The organism is Paenibacillus puerhi, from assembly GCF_009846885.1.
Lineage (GTDB): Bacteria > Bacillota > Bacilli > Paenibacillales > NBRC-103111 > Paenibacillus_G > Paenibacillus_G puerhi.
The window spans coordinates 92,737-106,467 of record NZ_WUWM01000002.1; the positions used below are offsets into that span (position 1 = coordinate 92,737).

Consider the following 13,731-nt stretch of genomic DNA (forward strand, 5'->3'; position numbering starts at 1 on the left):
TTCTTTCTGGCCGGTCAAAGGATCATTCAGGATATAACGGCATCGGACTTTCACTTTTTGATTGGATATGAGCAATCTTACTGGTTTACGGCTATGAAAGGATTAGTCCTAAGCACAGTCATTTTTTTCGTTGGAACCTTTCTCAATTCTATCAAATACGTATAATATTGAAAAAAATTGTGCAATTGTCTCATATGAAGGTTGTTAGACAAAGGTTATGATAAGCTTTAGACAGCTTGTCCAGAAAATCAGTTAGACTGGCAAAATTTGAAACGAGGAGAATCCATCATGACAAATGTTCCCCTGCCCAAACAACCGTTAGTCTCTCATCTGTTTACTGCCGATCCGTCTGCGCATGTTTTCGAAGGGAAAATATACATATATCCTTCTCACGATCTGGATCACGACGGGCCGGATAACGACAACGGGGATCAGTATGCTATGGAAGATTACCATGTCTTTTCCATGGATAATTTCGATTCGCCCGTCGTTGATCATGGGCAAGTTCTCCATCTAAACGACATCCCTTGGGCATCCAAACAACTATGGGCGCCAGATGCTGCAGTCAAGGATGGTACGTACTATTTATTTTTTCCTGCGCGTGACCATGAGGGGATATTCAGAATCGGGGTAGCTGAGGGCGCATCGCCGGCGGGTCCATTTACACCGCATGAGAATTACATTAAGGGAAGCTTTAGCATCGACCCAGCCGTGTATGTGGAGGAGGATAACAGCGTATATGTAAGCTTTGGCGGTCTTTGGGGCGGTCAGTTGGAGAAGTGGCAGTCCGGTACTTTCGATCCCAATGTCACTGGGCCGGCTCCGGATGAGCCTGCGTTGGGGCCGCGCTTGGCATTAATGAGCGAGGATATGCGGTCGTTTCAAGCTACATGGGAAATCTCCATTCTTGATGAGGAAGGTAAGCCCATCCTCGCTGGAGACGAAGACCGCAGATACTTTGAAGGTCCATGGATCCATAAGTATAACGGTCTTTACTATTTATCCTATTCGACAGGCACTACTCACAAGATTGTGTATGCGGTAAGCCAAAATCTGAAGGGGCCGTATACGTTCAAGGGAACGATTTTGACTCCGGTAATCGGTTGGACTACCCATCACTCCATTGTTTCGTTTGAAGATAAATGGTACTTGTTTTACCATGATTGCTCCTTGTCGGATGGCGTGAATCATAAACGCTGCGTGAAGTATACGGAATTGAGATATAACGAAGACGGGACGATTCAGACAATCGATCCTTATAAGTAAAAGCTTGCTCAACAGGGGCAGTCGCTTCAACAAGCGCTGGCCCTGCAGTAGCCTTATGTTCCATAGGCTATCGGCTAATGGCGCCTCCCTGCTGCTCGGCTTCTGCAGCAGGGAGGCGCTTCTTTCCTTATTTTGCTCACTCTCTGCCCTCGCCCGGCGGCTCTTCATCCGTCTCGGTCGTCGTAGCCGCTACAGGAGCTACCGGGGCTTCCGCCAGCCCTTCCCCTTCATGGGCTTTACGCCATGCCTTCACCCCGTCGCGGGCCTGAACGGCAAGCTCCTTGGCCTTCCCGGTCCATTCAGCTGTCTGCCGGCTGATCGTTTTGGCAGCGGAGCTGGTTTTGACCGAAACCTCGGTTGCCAGCTGCTTCGTCTTCTCGCTTACTTCGCTTGCCACCTGCTGGGTTTTCTCGCTAGCCTGCTGATAGCCCTCGGCAATATCCGAACGCAGCTCTTTACCCGACTTGGGAGCCAGCAGAAGCGCGGTAATGGCTCCCAATATACTCCCGACAACGGCTCCAACGAGAAATTCCTTGCCTTTGTTTTCTTCGGACATGGCTACTCACTCCTTGGTTTTGGATGGTTTTGAAGGCTGGAAACGGGAAGCGAGTGTAAGGCCGCGCATAGTCCACTCCATCAGATCGCTAACGGCGTCCTGACGGGTATGTACCGCTCGCCTTGCTTCCTGAACCGTATCTTCTACGGTCTGGGAGATCATGCTGACGGAGCGGGTAGCCCGCCGCACGGCTTCTCCGGCTTCGTTCGCCGCTTGGAACCAGGCATCCAGCGCGTCCAGCTTCTGTTGAAGATCTTCGATGAGAAGAACGGAGGCTTCGATCATCTTCTCCGATTCCCTGGCCGTGCGCAGCGCCTGCCTTTGCAAGCGATCGATCGACGATTCACCGAGCCGCAAGAGGGCGTGGGTATAGAGTAAAAAACGGACAAAACAGATGGAAGACGCTACAAATGCGACCATACAAAACGCTGCTCCCCACTGCCACCAAACCACAAGCCCCCACCCCCGTCACATCACTCTCCCCTAGACGAATGCCTATGAGATAGTACAGTATAAGTAGGCGGTATCCCATTTGCTACACTTTTCTCCAAAAAAGGACAAGCGATCGTTCCCGCATGTTGAAAGTTCGTCTTATTTATTGTCGAAGTACGTTGTTGGTCCGCCTGCGGTACGGGTATAATAGAGTCAATCTACGAAATATTGAGGGAGGCCAAGCATGAACAAGGAGCAAGGACTGCAGTTGCTGGAAGCCGTAAAGATTATGGCTATCGTCAGAGGTGTGGAGGAGCGGCATATTGTAGGCGTAGCGGATGCCCTGCTGCGCGGGGGGATTCCGGTTATGGAGGTGACGCTCAATACGGAGGGGGCTCTCTCGATGATCGAGCGGCTTCAGGAGCAGCTCGGGGAGCGTATGTTCATCGGAGCCGGGACGGTGCTGGATCTGGACGATGCTCGCAAGGCCTTCGATGCCGGGGCCTCTTACCTGGTCACTCCCAACCTGGATGAGGCCGTTATTGAATTCGCTTGCAAGCGGGGACTTCCCATCTTCCCGGGCGCCATGACGCCGACTGAGGTTGTGCGAGCTTATAAGGCCGGAGCAACGGCAGTCAAAATTTTCCCGAATGCCAGTCTTGGTTACGGGTACATGAAGGAACTGATGGGCCCCCTGGGTCATATTCCCATGATGGCCGTAGGCGGCGTTCGCGAGGATAATATCCGGGATTATATCCAATTAGGCTGCTACGGAGTCGGAATTGGCGGTTCCCTGATCAATCTGAAGCAGATCGCGGACGGCAACCTGGACGGGATTCGGGATAAAGCGGCAAGACTTGTCCAATGTTCGGCGGGATAAGACGGGAAAACAAAAAAAGCGGCCGGCGGCCGCTTCTCCTTTATGCTTTCAGCACATCATGATCGACATAACGTTCCCCGTTAAGCTCACTGATGACATTAATGGCAACTTTCGCGCCGTCTCCGGCTGTTACAATCGTGTGTACGCTTACGCCCGCTACCGTTCCGGCAGCCCAGATGCCCGGCACGTTCGTTTTCCCATCCGGCTGTGCATCGATTACAGTCTTAATGCGCGGCTCCGTCCCTGGCTTGGTTTGCACGCCGGCGCTCTCAGCCAGATCGACCGAAAGCCCGGTAGCCAGGATGACATGCTTGGCGTCGAAGCTTCCATTTTCCGTCTCGATCCTAAAGCCTCCATCGGTCTTCACGATGGCTGCCGCTTTCGTCTGCACCAGCTCGGCTCCGAACTTGGTCGCCTGCTTCTTGCCGATCTCGATCAGATCGGGCCCCGAGATCTCGGCTGCTCCATAATGATTCTCGATCCAGGCACGCTTCGTAATGCTTTGATCGCTGTCGAGCAGGACGGTCTTCTTTCCGGCCTTGGCCGTAAACAATGCTGCGCTGGCTCCCGCAGGGCCCGCTCCGATAATCGCAACTTCAAAGGACATGGCTTCAATTTCCCCTTTCGTAAGATCGTACAGCCTTCATTATCCTTCCAAACCTAAGCCTTTGTCAATTTGTGTTACGACTTATCTGGCTGGGTAATGACAAATAGGACTTTTCTTCGAAACTATTCAAAAAAGTTACAACTTTTTTTAACTCTCTTTCGTCTAACACTTTGACTGAATTCGACAACTTACGAGAGGATGGCCGATGTCTATGTCGCGACAGAGTAAACCCAAGAATCGCAAGACGCTTCGCAACACCCTCATCACATTAGCTGTTATCGGTGCCGGAGCCTTAGGCTTTGCCGGCTATCTCTTACATAAAGCGGATACGGCACTCAAGCAAATGTCCCAGCCGATCGAGACCGTATCGCAGAAGCCCTCGGATACGACTCCGGTTGCGGAGACGAAGGAATTGAAGCCGATGAGCTTTCTGCTGGCCGGTGTTGACAGCCGCGATGGCAGCGGAGGATCTATGAATACCGACGTGCTGATGATGGTCAGCTTGAATCCCGAACGGCGCTCCGCGACGGTCGTTTCCATCCCGCGGGATTTTGAGCTGAAGCCCAAAGCCTTCGGCATCTCCAATCAGAAGGCCAACTATTATTATGCGTATTATAACAATCAAGACAAGACCACTTCCCTGACGAAGACCCGCGAGTTTTTCGGCAGTATGTTCGACGTGCCCTTGGACTACATGGCCGTGATCGATTTCGACGGATTCCGCGAGGTCGTCGACGAGCTTGGCGGTCTGGACATCAACGTCGATATGGACATGAGATATGTGGACACCTGGGACGGGACCAATATCAATCTGAAGAAGGGCCTGCAGAGGCTGGACGGCAAAAACACGCTGGATTTCTTGCGCTACCGCAAGTCCAACCGCGGCACGGAGGAATCGTCCGACATCGCCCGCAACGAACGGCAGCAGCTTGTGCTCGACAAGCTGTTGAACAAGATGACCTCCCTGGGCGGCATTGCCCAGTGGGGAGGCATTCTCGAGATCGCAGGGCGCAACGTGAAGACGGATATTCCGGCCGATACCCTGCGCAAGTTTATCTTATCGTTCCAGAAGCTGAAGCCCGATCATATCGAATTCATGAACATAGACGGACGTTGGGACGGCCGGTTTATCGTGCCGAAGGAAGAGGACCTTACGGCAGCCATCGCGGCGCTGAGAACCCAGCTTGGGCTCCCATCGGACTCTTCAACCTCTGCAGCAGGCTCGAGTTCTACCGTTACCGGTTCGACGTATAGTATTCTGAGTACTAAATTCGGCATCGATCCCGCCCAGAAGAAACCGGCTTCCAGCCCGGGGAACAGCACAAGCACAGGCAGTAGCACAAGCACAGGCAGTAGCACAAGCACAGGCAGTAGCACAAGCACAAGCAGCAGCTCAAGCAGCAGCTCAAGCAACAGCTCAAGCAACAGCAGTGTAACTCCTGCTTATAAAAGCCGTTAAGCAGCGGAACCGTATCCGCCCGACACAACTCCTTCCCTCCTCCCCGTCCTATCGTGTATACTTATGGGAACCAAGGATGGGAAAAAGGTGAGGATTATGGCAGAGAAAATCATACGCAACATCGGAGACCCCGTTCTCCGTGAAAAATGCCGCCCGATTGGCGCTGTGAATTCGACGATCATCAAATTGCTGGACGACTTGCGCGATACGTTATATGCCGTCCCCGGTCGGGCAGGCTTGGCCGCTCCTCAAGTAGGCATTGCCAAGCGAGCGGCTGTGCTGGATTGCGGCACCGGTCTCATCGAGCTGATCAATCCCGAGATCATCGAGCGCAGCGGAAGCCAAGAGGGCGCAGAGGGCTGCTTGTCGATCCCGAACGTTTACGGCTTCGTCACCCGCGCGCAAGCTATTAAGGTAAAGACGCTGACGCGTTCGGGCGAGGAGACCGTACTGGAGGCAGAGGGGCATTTGGCCGTATGCATGCAGCATGAAATCGATCATCTTGACGGAATATTATACATCGACCACGTGAAGCAAGGAGACCTGTACGACGAAACGACGGATAAACCGATCCGTGTTCTGGACCTGATCCGGTTATCCAAACAGGGGTGATACTGTGGGGCATGTGTATAGGTATGAGGAAAATCCGCTGCTGACTCCATCCGGCATTAAGCCGCTTTGGGAGGGCTTTGAGGTTATCGGCGCATTCAATGCGGGGATCGCCCGGATGGATGGCCAGATTCTGATGCTGCTTCGCGTTGCGGAACGACCGCTGGGCTCGGAGGATGGCTCTATTCTTACTGCGTATTTCGAACCGGCCTCAGGGAAGGCGGTATCCGTCCGGCTCGATAGCTCGGATGCGAGGTATGATTTCTCGGATGCCCGGGTGGTCAAGGACGCCCGAACAGGGAGCACGGTGTATTTGACCTCGATCTCCTATCTCCGGCTTGCCCGCAGTACCGATGGAAGGCATTTTGCGGTAGATGATCAAGCCTTCCTTCTTCCTGCTTCAGAGCTGGAGACCTTCGGCGTGGAGGACCCCCGGATTACCCGGATCGGCGATACCTATTGCATCACCTACAGCGCCGTTTCCTCCAAGGGCGTAGGCGTGGGCTTAGCGTCCACTCGGGATTTTGTGCGGACGCAGCGGCATGGTCTTATTTTCCCTCCGGAGAATAAGGATGTCATTCTTTTCCCCGAATCCATCGGAGGTCTTTATTATGCGTTAACTCGTCCTGTCCCCAAAGCTATCGGGCAGCCGGAGATATGGATCTCGGAATCTCCCGATCTGCTGCACTGGGGCAATCATCGATTTCTGATGGGACTAAGAGAGGATGCCTGGGATAGCGGGCGTATCGGAGGCGGTGCGGTTCCTTTGCGGGTCGAAGCCGGTTGGCTGGAGCTGTACCATGCCGCGGACCGCAACGACCGTTACTGCATGGGCGCCGTCCTGCTTGATGCGGATGACCCCGGCAAGGTGCTTGCCCGCACGCCGGGACCCATCCTGGAGCCTGAGACCGACTATGAGCTCCATGGATTTTTCGGTGGAGTAGTTTTTTCCTGCGGGGTTCTGCTGGACGGAGATACGATCCGAATGTATTATGGCGCGGCCGATACTTCGATGGCCTGCGCGGAGCTAAGTCTATCCGACGTACTCGCTCAGCTTGTCTTCGATACCTGAGCAAGCCTCGACATGGGTCGACAAAGAACCCCCTTTCAGCCAGCTATGCATCTCCTGCATTCGCTGGCTGAAAGGGGGTTTTCTCTGTCCGCTCGCACAGATATCAGCAGGAAGCGATCAATTGCTTCAGATCGGTCAGAAGCTCCTGATCGGGTGGCTGCTGCTCCTCTTGCCCCTGCTCCTGTTCGAGAGCCTGAAGCAGAGAAGAGGCCACGAACGCGGCATTTACTCCGTAATAGCTAAGAACTGCATGGAGCTGCCCAAGCTGCTCATGATTTTCCACGATCTCATGCAATCGGCTCACAGCTTTATCCTCCACTCCGCTTCGGCTTGCTGCTCCAGTTCCCGTTCCTCTTCCAAGGCGAACCATCCGTCTTCCGCATCGGGAATAGCGTCAAACCAATAATCGGAACCTTCTTGTCCGGTCAGCCGCCTCTCGAAATGTGCATCCTGGTTGCTAGGCATGGTACTATCCCCTCCTATCTCGTGAACATACAACGTGAATCCTCAGATTCAGTATGCCCGGGCCCACAGGGAAACTATGCATATGCCGGGTTCGCCCCGCTCCCGCCTCGTCAGCCTGCACGTGCGTAGTATTCTCGGCAAGATGAGCTCGCTCTCCCGACAAAAAAAACCGTTCCTTCTCCAATGGAGAGAAACGGTCAAGTTTATTTACGGTTCTTCGATCTCCTGAATGACATAGGAGCATTTACTTCCGCCCTTAGCCAAGCACTCAGTACGCTCCACAGCCGCATCCGTCCCGAGCAAATCACGGAACATCGCCAGCTCGCAGCTGCATGCATGGTTGTACTGCTTCGCTACTTGGGAGATCGGACAATTATGCTCTTGCAGCACGAAGCTGCCGTCATCTCTAGTCTCCAGATTGACCATATAACCGTTGGCATGTTGAATATCCGCCAGCTCCTTGACTCTATCGGCCAACGGCTTGCCCGTCATCCGGTCCTCATATCTTCCGATCAGCCGTTCCTTGCGCCGTTCGAACAGCAGGTCCACTTGTCCCGGGCCGGCCAATGCCGCAAGCTCCTCAAGCAGATCCAAGGTCAGATGCTGATATTTCTTGGGAAATAAATCATCGGCAGCGGGTGCCAACGAGTATAAATGAGTCGGTCTGCCCATAGCCTGACGTACCAGCCTGGACTCGATCAGATTATCTCTCTCCAACGTATGCAGGTGACGGCGTACCGCCATCTCGGTGATACCGAGCTGTCTGGACAGTTCGCCGACGCTTTGCGGCCCTTTGGTCTTAAGCAGCGTGACTATAACTTTGCGAGTGGGCACTTCCGCTTCCTGATTATTCATCGGGGTCTCACCATCCTTCCAGCACAGGTCGCCATCATTCGACAAGCCAAGCGTATACGTTTAGATACACTCATTGTATATGAAAAACAGGTATAAGTAAATTAGTATACTAAAATGTATGTAAAATACTAATTCAGGAAGCTAGTCCCTGGACCAATCGCAAATAGCCGTCCGATCGGCGCTTGGGGCGTCGCATGGACGGCTAAGACCTGAGGCACAGCTTACAGGGACTCTTTGCTAATAAACGCCGGCACGGCTGCTGCGAACCCGCCCAGAGCTTCAGGAAGCGCGCCGATCAATGGATGCAGCCCTGTACGGGAGATTTCCGTATAATCCTGCGTGAGGAAACGGCGCATCTGCACAAGCGCAGTCAGGACGGATGCAAGCTCAGCGTCAATAACCTTCTCGCCGGACAGAATCTCCACAATATCCTCGTAACTGCTCGCATCCCGCATCATAAAGGCATCGATCAGCAGGCTGCCTATATCGGTTACCGTTTCGATAGCCAGCACCAGAGTACGCTCCTGGGCCAGATGAAAAAGCAGCGACCCGTCGCCAAACTCCGCGGTTTCGCTCTCTTCCTGCAGCTCCCGACAGGCTTGAAGCAGTGTAGGAATGAAGGCGAGCCTCCGGTCAATCTGTTCTTGATCTACATAGTACATAGTTGTTTATCCCCGCTTTTTCTTTTTCCATTTGGACCATAGGATAACGGCCGGAAACGCAGCCATCAACAATACGATCAGCAAGACGGCCTGCATTAAATATTCATAACTCATGAAGCTTCGTCACTCCTTCTTGTCCAGGACACGCTCAGCCGCCTGCTCCCGGGCATAAGCCCAGTGATTGGTCGGTCCATGGCCCGCCCCGATCCCCAGCTCCTCGCGAATCGCAAGCGTAATGAACCGCTTGGCGGTATGCGCCGCCTCCAGCAGGGGAAGGCCCTTCGCCAGCTCCGCACAGATCGCAGCAGAAAAGGTGCAGCCTGTCCCATGGGTATGACGCGTTTCGTAACGCACGCCCTGCAGCAGGTGATGCGATTCGCCGTCATAGATCACGTCGATCGGTTCGCCGCTGCGATGACCGCCCTTGACTACAGCCGCGCCCGCTCCATATTCGCGGACAAGCACGGTTGCCGCCTTCTTCATATCGTCCAGAGACGAAATCTTCAGCCCCGTCAGCACCTCGGCTTCCGGGATATTGGGCGTCACGACGGCGGCCAGCGGCAGCAGCTTGTCCCTGAGGGCTTGCTGGGCGGAAGCGGCCAGCAGGCTCGCACCGCCCTTGGCTATCATGACCGGGTCGACGACCAGCTTGGACAGTCCCCACTTCCGCATGCTGCCCGCGACCAGCTCGATAACCTCAGGCTGCGACAGCATCCCGGTCTTGACCGCATCCGCGCCCAGATCGGACAGAACGGACTCCAGCTGCCTCTCTATACCCTCTAGGGGAATATCATAAATGCCATGGACCCCAAGCGTATTCTGAGCCGTTATGGCGGTGATCGCCGACATCCCGTAAACATCGAGCATCTGGAACGTCTTCAGATCGGCCTGAATACCGGCGCCGCCTCCGCTATCCGATCCCGCAATGGTCAATGCTTTATAGACCTTCATCGATTTCTCAATCCTCTCCGCTTTAAAACGCCTTCCCTCTAGTTTAGTCTTCCTCCGCTTCACTAGTCAAGGAGGTTGACAGGGCAAGACCCGTCCCTTTCGTGAGCATTTTTTGACAACTTTCGCAAACGCTTTGACGGCGGAGATACACGGCGGTATGATGACATAAAGATGAATATCGGAAAGGGCGGGTTCCATCGCCGATGAATAGAAGAATCAAGCAGCTTCATCTCATAACCACCGGCTGCCAAGAGCTTGATGAGGTTGCGGCCATTATCCGCGATCTCCCCGTTCGGCTGATCGATGCGCTGCATATCCGGGAGAAGCACCGTACGGCCCGGGAGCTGATCCACTGGTATCAGACGCTCAAGCCTCTGCTCCCCAGGGCCTCCGTTCTGTTGAATGACCGGGTGGATGCGGCGCTGGCCGTTCAAGCCGGCGGCGTCCAGCTGGGGTTCGGCAGTCTGTCTCCTGCCGAAGCCCGCTCCCTGCTGCCCGCTGCCATGCTGATCGGCAGATCGGTCCATGCGCCGGAAGAAGCGGCGGAGGCCGCAGCCCAAGGAGCCGACTTCGTTCTTTTCGGCCATGTGTATGAATCCGGATCCAAGCCCGGACTGCCGGCACGTGGTCTGCAGGCGCTCTCGCAGACCGTGAAGTCTTCGCCTGTGCCCGTTATCGCCATCGGAGGGGTGACCCCGGAGCGTACCGAAGAAGTACTGGCGGCTGGTGCCGGCGGCATTGCCGTGCTTTCCTCTATCCTGCTGCACAGGGAACCCGGGCTGCAGGTCGAGCGGTTCCGCCAGGCGCTGGACGGGATGTCCCCCACCCTACCTCAAGGAGAGAATTCGTATGAATAACCACGCAAGCGCAATGATGCGCACGCAAGCCCTCCAGGACAGCGGACGATCCGGCCTGGAAACTCCCACGGCCCTCATCATCGGAAGCGGTGTGATCGGAGCCGCCTCCGCTTACGAGCTGGGCAAGGCCGGGTTTGCCTGCACCCTGCTCGATAAAGGAGGCTGGAGCCTGGAGGCCTCCACGGCGGCAGCGGGCATGCTGGGGGCTCAGGTAGAGATCCATCGCGACGGCCCCTTCTATGAGCTTTGCCGGGCCAGCCTCGGGATGTACCGGGAATGGGTCCGTGAGCTGGAAGATTGGAGCGGCATCCCCACGCAGTACATAGCGGAGGGCATCCTGCGAGCGGCGATGACCGACGAGGATGAAGCCGAGCTTCGCAGCCGCCTCCCCTGGATGCGCGATGCGGACTGGATGTCGGCCGAAGAACTGCTTCGCGTCGAATCCGAGCTCTCCCCCGCTGTCCGCGGAGGTCTGTATCTGCCCGCCGACCATCAGGTGCATCCCGTCTGGCTGGCGAAGTCCCTGAAGGCCGCCATCAGCCGGCAAGGCTGCCTGATCAAGGAATGGACACCGGCTACAAAGCTGCTGACGGATGAAACCGGGCGAGTCTGCGGCGCGGATACACCCGAGGGCGAGCTTTACGCCGATCTAGTCGTGCTGGCGGCAGGAGCCTGGAGCTCTCCGTTAGCCGAGACGCTCGGCCTGAAGCTGCCGATCTTCCCCGTGAAGGGCCAATGCATCTCGGTGCGTACGGACGCGCCGCTGATCCGGGCTACGGTATTTACCAAGGGCTGCTACATCGTCCCTAAGAGCGATGGCACGTATATCATCGGCGCTACCCAGCAGCAGGTAGGCTTTGACAAGCGCGCTAAAGTAAGCGCGATCGCCGATCTGCATGAAAAAGCGGCAGCGCTGCTGCCGCGAATGGCCGATGCCGAATTTGTGTCGACCTGGACAGGTCTTCGTCCCGGAACAGAGGACGAGCTGCCCTTCATCGGCGCCTGGGAGGGCGCGCCCGGCTTGATCTTCGCGACCGGTCATTATCGCAATGGCATCCTGCTTGCCCCGATCACGGGACGGCTCGTCGCCCAGTTGGCTCAAGGGAGCGCCACGGAGCTTGACCTGGCGCCCTTTGCCCCGGCGAGAGCGGAGAGGCTGGCTGAACAGCAAATCCCTCTCATCCGATAGCCGGTTAAGATTTGAACCTGGCCATAAGCGCCCAGCGACGCTCATGGCGGCGCTTGTACTTGGGAAGTCCCCGATACAGCTCTACCGTCTCGCGGAACGAGCGTCGGGCTTCTTCAGCGCGTCCTAGCTGCTGATACAGCTGGCCTTGCCGGTAATAGGCCTCGCAGGAGGAGGAGTTGACTTCCCGGAAGCTCTCCAGGTAGCGGATCGCCCGCTCCGGATCGGTCGCGGCGTACGCTTCGCCGAGCTTAAGGTAGGGATCGCCGTACTTGACCCGCGGATTGATCTCCAGCGCCCGGAGGATCAGGCTTTCTCCTTCCTCCAGATGTCCGCGTCCCAGCTGACAGATGCCCAGCTCGCTCAAGACATCCGCCGAGTCATCCATCACGCGGTGTACCTCGGTCAGCAGCTCGTAGGCAGCCTCATACTTCTTCTGATCCATATAAATGCGAGCGACCTCATGCTTGGTAGACGTGTGATGCGGGCTAAGTCTTAATTCGTCCCTCAGCCGTCTCAGCCTTCGCCCTCTCTGGAGCGGCTTCAGGAAGCTGGGCGTCAGCCCGATGAACCGGCGGTCCAGCATGTAAACGATCAGGAGCAGGACAATCAATGCCACGAAAGGATTGCCAAGCAGCCAGGTAAGCAGGATAAATATAAAAACTTTACTCAATGCAGTACGCCTTCCTTTCCAACGACCCTATGAATATATGCCTGAGCTCCATCTGCGGTCCCAATCAGGGGAGCTTTCGGGCAATCTATTGCCGATTATACCATATGCTCCCAGTCTATGGACAGGAAGGATATGCCGGAGGCGGATCAAGCGTCGTTTTTACGCAGGCAAGCAGGAATTGACGTCTTTGCAGCGAATGGATGGTATTAGCCAAAAAAGCAGGGGGAACGAATGCGATATGAATGAAGCCAAGGCAGCTGCCTGGAGTAAAACAAGACAAATGGGTAAAGCCAAATTCATCATGATCCGGGGCGTACTCCTGTGGGGGGTCACGTTGGCAGCCGTCTTCACCGCCATCGAATGGTTCTCGCAGCAGACGGTTCTATCGTCCTGGTTAACCGTACGGCTGCTCGTCTTCGGCATCGTCGGCTTCTTCGCTGCCAATTTTCAATGGGACGGCAATGAACGTAAATATGAGGCGTACCAGCGTCAGCTGCAGGCGTCGGCAGGCAGCTCCAAGAAGGGCAAGCGGAAGCCCGGCAGCAACTAGTAAAGGTCCGCGCGGCGCGAAGCGCCGCTTGCTTGTAAAACCTAGCGACATGGGCGCTAGGTTTTTCGGTTCAGGATAAAAAAAATCTGCGATCGTTTGCGAACGATCACAGACATCAAGGAATATCTATTATTAAAAGGGGGTCACTGCTTATTATAAGCGGTCAACATTAAAGAACGATGAACCTCATATTACAGTTCTATGACAAAGTCGGGACAAAGGTCACGGTCCCCGCCGGCTTAATCATCGTCCGGATGCGGCTCGTAAACAGGAGGACCGTCCCCCCCAATCTTGCGCTTCATCCCGAGCAGGGCGAAAAACAGCAGCACCTCATTGTTCACGTAGGACACACCGTACCCGAAGATGCCGAACATTTTAGAGAATTCCTGCCCTTCCCCGTTAAAGACGGAAGCCCACCACCAGATGCTTCCCCCAGCTATGAGCGTATTCACGACCGAGCCGGCCAGAAAGGACATGCCCAGCTTCTCCGTTTTCCACATCGGCCAAATGCCTACAATCCCGGTCATCACGAAGCCGACTCCCAGAAGCAACCAGAATATCGTATCGTATGTCAAGGCGTTCCCTCACGCTCCTACCCGCTCATCACATGTAATCCTTCACCAGAGTATCATGAATGAAGGCCCTTGGACA

At 55.3% G+C, this 13,731-nt stretch carries 19 protein-coding genes; 8 read left to right on the top strand and 11 right to left on the bottom strand.

Annotated elements, in window-relative coordinates; genetic code table 11:
- The first annotated feature begins 288 nt into the window (after window positions 1-288).
- On the top strand, window positions 289-1,266 hold the full coding sequence (locus tag GSF01_RS02235) for a glycoside hydrolase family 43 protein (RefSeq protein WP_159881399.1): 978 nt from the start codon (window positions 289-291) through the stop codon (window positions 1,264-1,266).
- 136 nt (window positions 1,267-1,402) lie between these two features.
- On the opposite strand, the gene GSF01_RS02240 is transcribed toward GSF01_RS02235, so the two are convergent.
- The gene (locus tag GSF01_RS02240) at window positions 1,403-1,822 is read right to left on the bottom strand and encodes a YtxH domain-containing protein (RefSeq protein WP_159881400.1); all 420 of its coding nucleotides are present in this window, start codon (window positions 1,820-1,822) and stop codon (window positions 1,403-1,405) included.
- A 6-nt stretch (window positions 1,823-1,828) separates the two neighbouring features.
- Window positions 1,829-2,242: a DUF948 domain-containing protein gene (locus GSF01_RS02245; RefSeq protein ID WP_159881401.1), complete on the bottom strand. Its 414-nt coding sequence runs from the start codon at window positions 2,240-2,242 to the stop codon at window positions 1,829-1,831.
- 256 nt (window positions 2,243-2,498) lie between these two features.
- Here GSF01_RS02245 and GSF01_RS02250 point away from each other — a divergent pair, with 256 nt between their 5' ends.
- Window positions 2,499-3,134: a bifunctional 4-hydroxy-2-oxoglutarate aldolase/2-dehydro-3-deoxy-phosphogluconate aldolase gene (locus GSF01_RS02250; protein ID WP_159881402.1), complete on the top strand. Its 636-nt coding sequence runs from the start codon at window positions 2,499-2,501 to the stop codon at window positions 3,132-3,134.
- A 40-nt stretch (window positions 3,135-3,174) separates the two neighbouring features.
- Here the strand turns inward: GSF01_RS02250 and GSF01_RS02255 are convergent, their stop codons facing one another.
- Window positions 3,175-3,741, bottom strand: a complete 567-nt coding sequence (locus tag GSF01_RS02255; RefSeq protein WP_159881403.1) for an FAD-dependent oxidoreductase — start codon at window positions 3,739-3,741, stop codon at window positions 3,175-3,177.
- 211 nt (window positions 3,742-3,952) lie between these two features.
- On the opposite strand from GSF01_RS02255, the gene GSF01_RS02260 reads away from it, so the two are divergent.
- The 3 genes from GSF01_RS02260 to GSF01_RS02270 all read left to right on the top strand — a co-directional run bounded on the left by GSF01_RS02260 (window position 3,953) and on the right by GSF01_RS02270 (window position 6,881).
- Window positions 3,953-5,200 carry an LCP family protein gene (locus tag GSF01_RS02260; RefSeq protein WP_235941228.1) on the top strand — a complete coding sequence of 416 codons (1,248 nt, stop codon included), beginning with the start codon at window positions 3,953-3,955 and terminating at the stop codon, window positions 5,198-5,200.
- 96 nt (window positions 5,201-5,296) lie between these two features.
- Entirely contained in the window at window positions 5,297-5,812 is a 516-nt protein-coding gene (def, locus tag GSF01_RS02265; RefSeq protein WP_159881619.1) for a peptide deformylase, read from the top strand.
- Window positions 5,813-5,816: 4 nt separating this feature from the next.
- Window positions 5,817-6,881, top strand: coding sequence for a glycoside hydrolase family 130 protein (locus GSF01_RS02270; RefSeq protein ID WP_159881405.1), 1,065 nt, complete (start codon window positions 5,817-5,819; stop codon window positions 6,879-6,881).
- Window positions 6,882-6,984: 103 nt separating this feature from the next.
- Here GSF01_RS02270 and GSF01_RS02275 read toward each other — a convergent pair whose 3' ends face one another.
- The 6 genes from GSF01_RS02275 to thiD all read right to left on the bottom strand — a co-directional run bounded on the left by GSF01_RS02275 (window position 6,985) and on the right by thiD (window position 9,814).
- Complete coding sequence (locus GSF01_RS02275; RefSeq protein ID WP_159881406.1) at window positions 6,985-7,185, bottom strand: hypothetical protein; 201 nt, start codon at window positions 7,183-7,185, stop codon at window positions 6,985-6,987.
- On the bottom strand, window positions 7,182-7,346 hold the full coding sequence (locus tag GSF01_RS02280; RefSeq protein WP_159881407.1) for a hypothetical protein: 165 nt from the start codon (window positions 7,344-7,346) through the stop codon (window positions 7,182-7,184). The genes GSF01_RS02275 and GSF01_RS02280 overlap by 4 nt, the downstream gene beginning before the upstream one ends.
- Window positions 7,347-7,553: 207 nt before the next feature.
- Window positions 7,554-8,201, bottom strand: a complete 648-nt coding sequence (locus GSF01_RS02285) for a helix-turn-helix transcriptional regulator (RefSeq protein WP_159881408.1) — start codon at window positions 8,199-8,201, stop codon at window positions 7,554-7,556.
- A gap of 221 nt (window positions 8,202-8,422) precedes the next feature.
- Window positions 8,423-8,863: a DUF86 domain-containing protein gene (locus GSF01_RS02290; RefSeq protein WP_159881409.1), complete on the bottom strand. Its 441-nt coding sequence runs from the start codon at window positions 8,861-8,863 to the stop codon at window positions 8,423-8,425.
- A 6-nt stretch (window positions 8,864-8,869) separates the two neighbouring features.
- Complete coding sequence (locus GSF01_RS29220) at window positions 8,870-8,977, bottom strand: FeoB-associated Cys-rich membrane protein (protein ID WP_201305302.1); 108 nt, start codon at window positions 8,975-8,977, stop codon at window positions 8,870-8,872.
- A gap of 9 nt (window positions 8,978-8,986) precedes the next feature.
- On the bottom strand, window positions 8,987-9,814 hold the full coding sequence (thiD, locus tag GSF01_RS02295) for a bifunctional hydroxymethylpyrimidine kinase/phosphomethylpyrimidine kinase (protein WP_159881410.1): 828 nt from the start codon (window positions 9,812-9,814) through the stop codon (window positions 8,987-8,989).
- A gap of 203 nt (window positions 9,815-10,017) precedes the next feature.
- On the opposite strand from thiD, the gene GSF01_RS02300 reads away from it, so the two are divergent.
- A complete protein-coding gene (locus GSF01_RS02300; RefSeq protein WP_159881411.1) occupies window positions 10,018-10,671 on the top strand; it encodes a thiamine phosphate synthase in 654 nt (217 codons plus the stop codon).
- Window positions 10,664-11,860: a glycine oxidase ThiO gene (gene thiO / locus GSF01_RS02305; RefSeq protein ID WP_235941229.1), complete on the top strand. Its 1,197-nt coding sequence runs from the start codon at window positions 10,664-10,666 to the stop codon at window positions 11,858-11,860. Before GSF01_RS02300 ends, thiO begins: the two co-directional genes overlap by 8 nt.
- 4 nt (window positions 11,861-11,864) lie before the next feature.
- On the opposite strand, the gene GSF01_RS02310 is transcribed toward thiO, so the two are convergent.
- Window positions 11,865-12,530, bottom strand: a complete 666-nt coding sequence (locus GSF01_RS02310) for a tetratricopeptide repeat protein (protein ID WP_159881412.1) — start codon at window positions 12,528-12,530, stop codon at window positions 11,865-11,867.
- A gap of 238 nt (window positions 12,531-12,768) precedes the next feature.
- Here GSF01_RS02310 and GSF01_RS02315 point away from each other — a divergent pair, with 238 nt between their 5' ends.
- Window positions 12,769-13,080: a hypothetical protein gene (locus GSF01_RS02315; RefSeq protein WP_201305303.1), complete on the top strand. Its 312-nt coding sequence runs from the start codon at window positions 12,769-12,771 to the stop codon at window positions 13,078-13,080.
- Window positions 13,081-13,319: 239 nt separating this feature from the next.
- Here the strand turns inward: GSF01_RS02315 and GSF01_RS02320 are convergent, their stop codons facing one another.
- Window positions 13,320-13,655 carry a hypothetical protein gene (locus GSF01_RS02320; RefSeq protein WP_159881413.1) on the bottom strand — a complete coding sequence of 112 codons (336 nt, stop codon included), beginning with the start codon at window positions 13,653-13,655 and terminating at the stop codon, window positions 13,320-13,322.
- Window positions 13,656-13,731 lie beyond the last annotated feature (76 nt).

Coding starts and splice junctions, on each gene's coding strand:
- GSF01_RS02235 (WP_159881399.1), top strand. CDS start 289: ATGACAAATGTTCCCCTGCCCAAACAACCGTTAGTCTCTCATCTGTTT.
- GSF01_RS02240 (WP_159881400.1), bottom strand. CDS start 1,822: ATGTCCGAAGAAAACAAAGGCAAGGAATTTCTCGTTGGAGCCGTTGTC.
- GSF01_RS02245 (WP_159881401.1), bottom strand. CDS start 2,242: ATGGTCGCATTTGTAGCGTCTTCCATCTGTTTTGTCCGTTTTTTACTC.
- GSF01_RS02250 (WP_159881402.1), top strand. CDS start 2,499: ATGAACAAGGAGCAAGGACTGCAGTTGCTGGAAGCCGTAAAGATTATG.
- GSF01_RS02255 (WP_159881403.1), bottom strand. CDS start 3,741: ATGTCCTTTGAAGTTGCGATTATCGGAGCGGGCCCTGCGGGAGCCAGC.
- GSF01_RS02260 (WP_235941228.1), top strand. CDS start 3,953: ATGTCGCGACAGAGTAAACCCAAGAATCGCAAGACGCTTCGCAACACC.
- def (WP_159881619.1), top strand. CDS start 5,297: ATGGCAGAGAAAATCATACGCAACATCGGAGACCCCGTTCTCCGTGAA.
- GSF01_RS02280 (WP_159881407.1), bottom strand. CDS start 7,346: ATGCCTAGCAACCAGGATGCACATTTCGAGAGGCGGCTGACCGGACAA.
- GSF01_RS02285 (WP_159881408.1), bottom strand. CDS start 8,201: ATGAATAATCAGGAAGCGGAAGTGCCCACTCGCAAAGTTATAGTCACG.
- GSF01_RS02290 (WP_159881409.1), bottom strand. CDS start 8,863: ATGTACTATGTAGATCAAGAACAGATTGACCGGAGGCTCGCCTTCATT.
- GSF01_RS29220 (WP_201305302.1), bottom strand. CDS start 8,977: ATGAGTTATGAATATTTAATGCAGGCCGTCTTGCTGATCGTATTGTTG.
- thiD (WP_159881410.1), bottom strand. CDS start 9,814: ATGAAGGTCTATAAAGCATTGACCATTGCGGGATCGGATAGCGGAGGC.
- GSF01_RS02300 (WP_159881411.1), top strand. CDS start 10,018: ATGAATAGAAGAATCAAGCAGCTTCATCTCATAACCACCGGCTGCCAA.
- thiO (WP_235941229.1), top strand. CDS start 10,664: ATGAATAACCACGCAAGCGCAATGATGCGCACGCAAGCCCTCCAGGAC.
- GSF01_RS02315 (WP_201305303.1), top strand. CDS start 12,769: ATGAATGAAGCCAAGGCAGCTGCCTGGAGTAAAACAAGACAAATGGGT.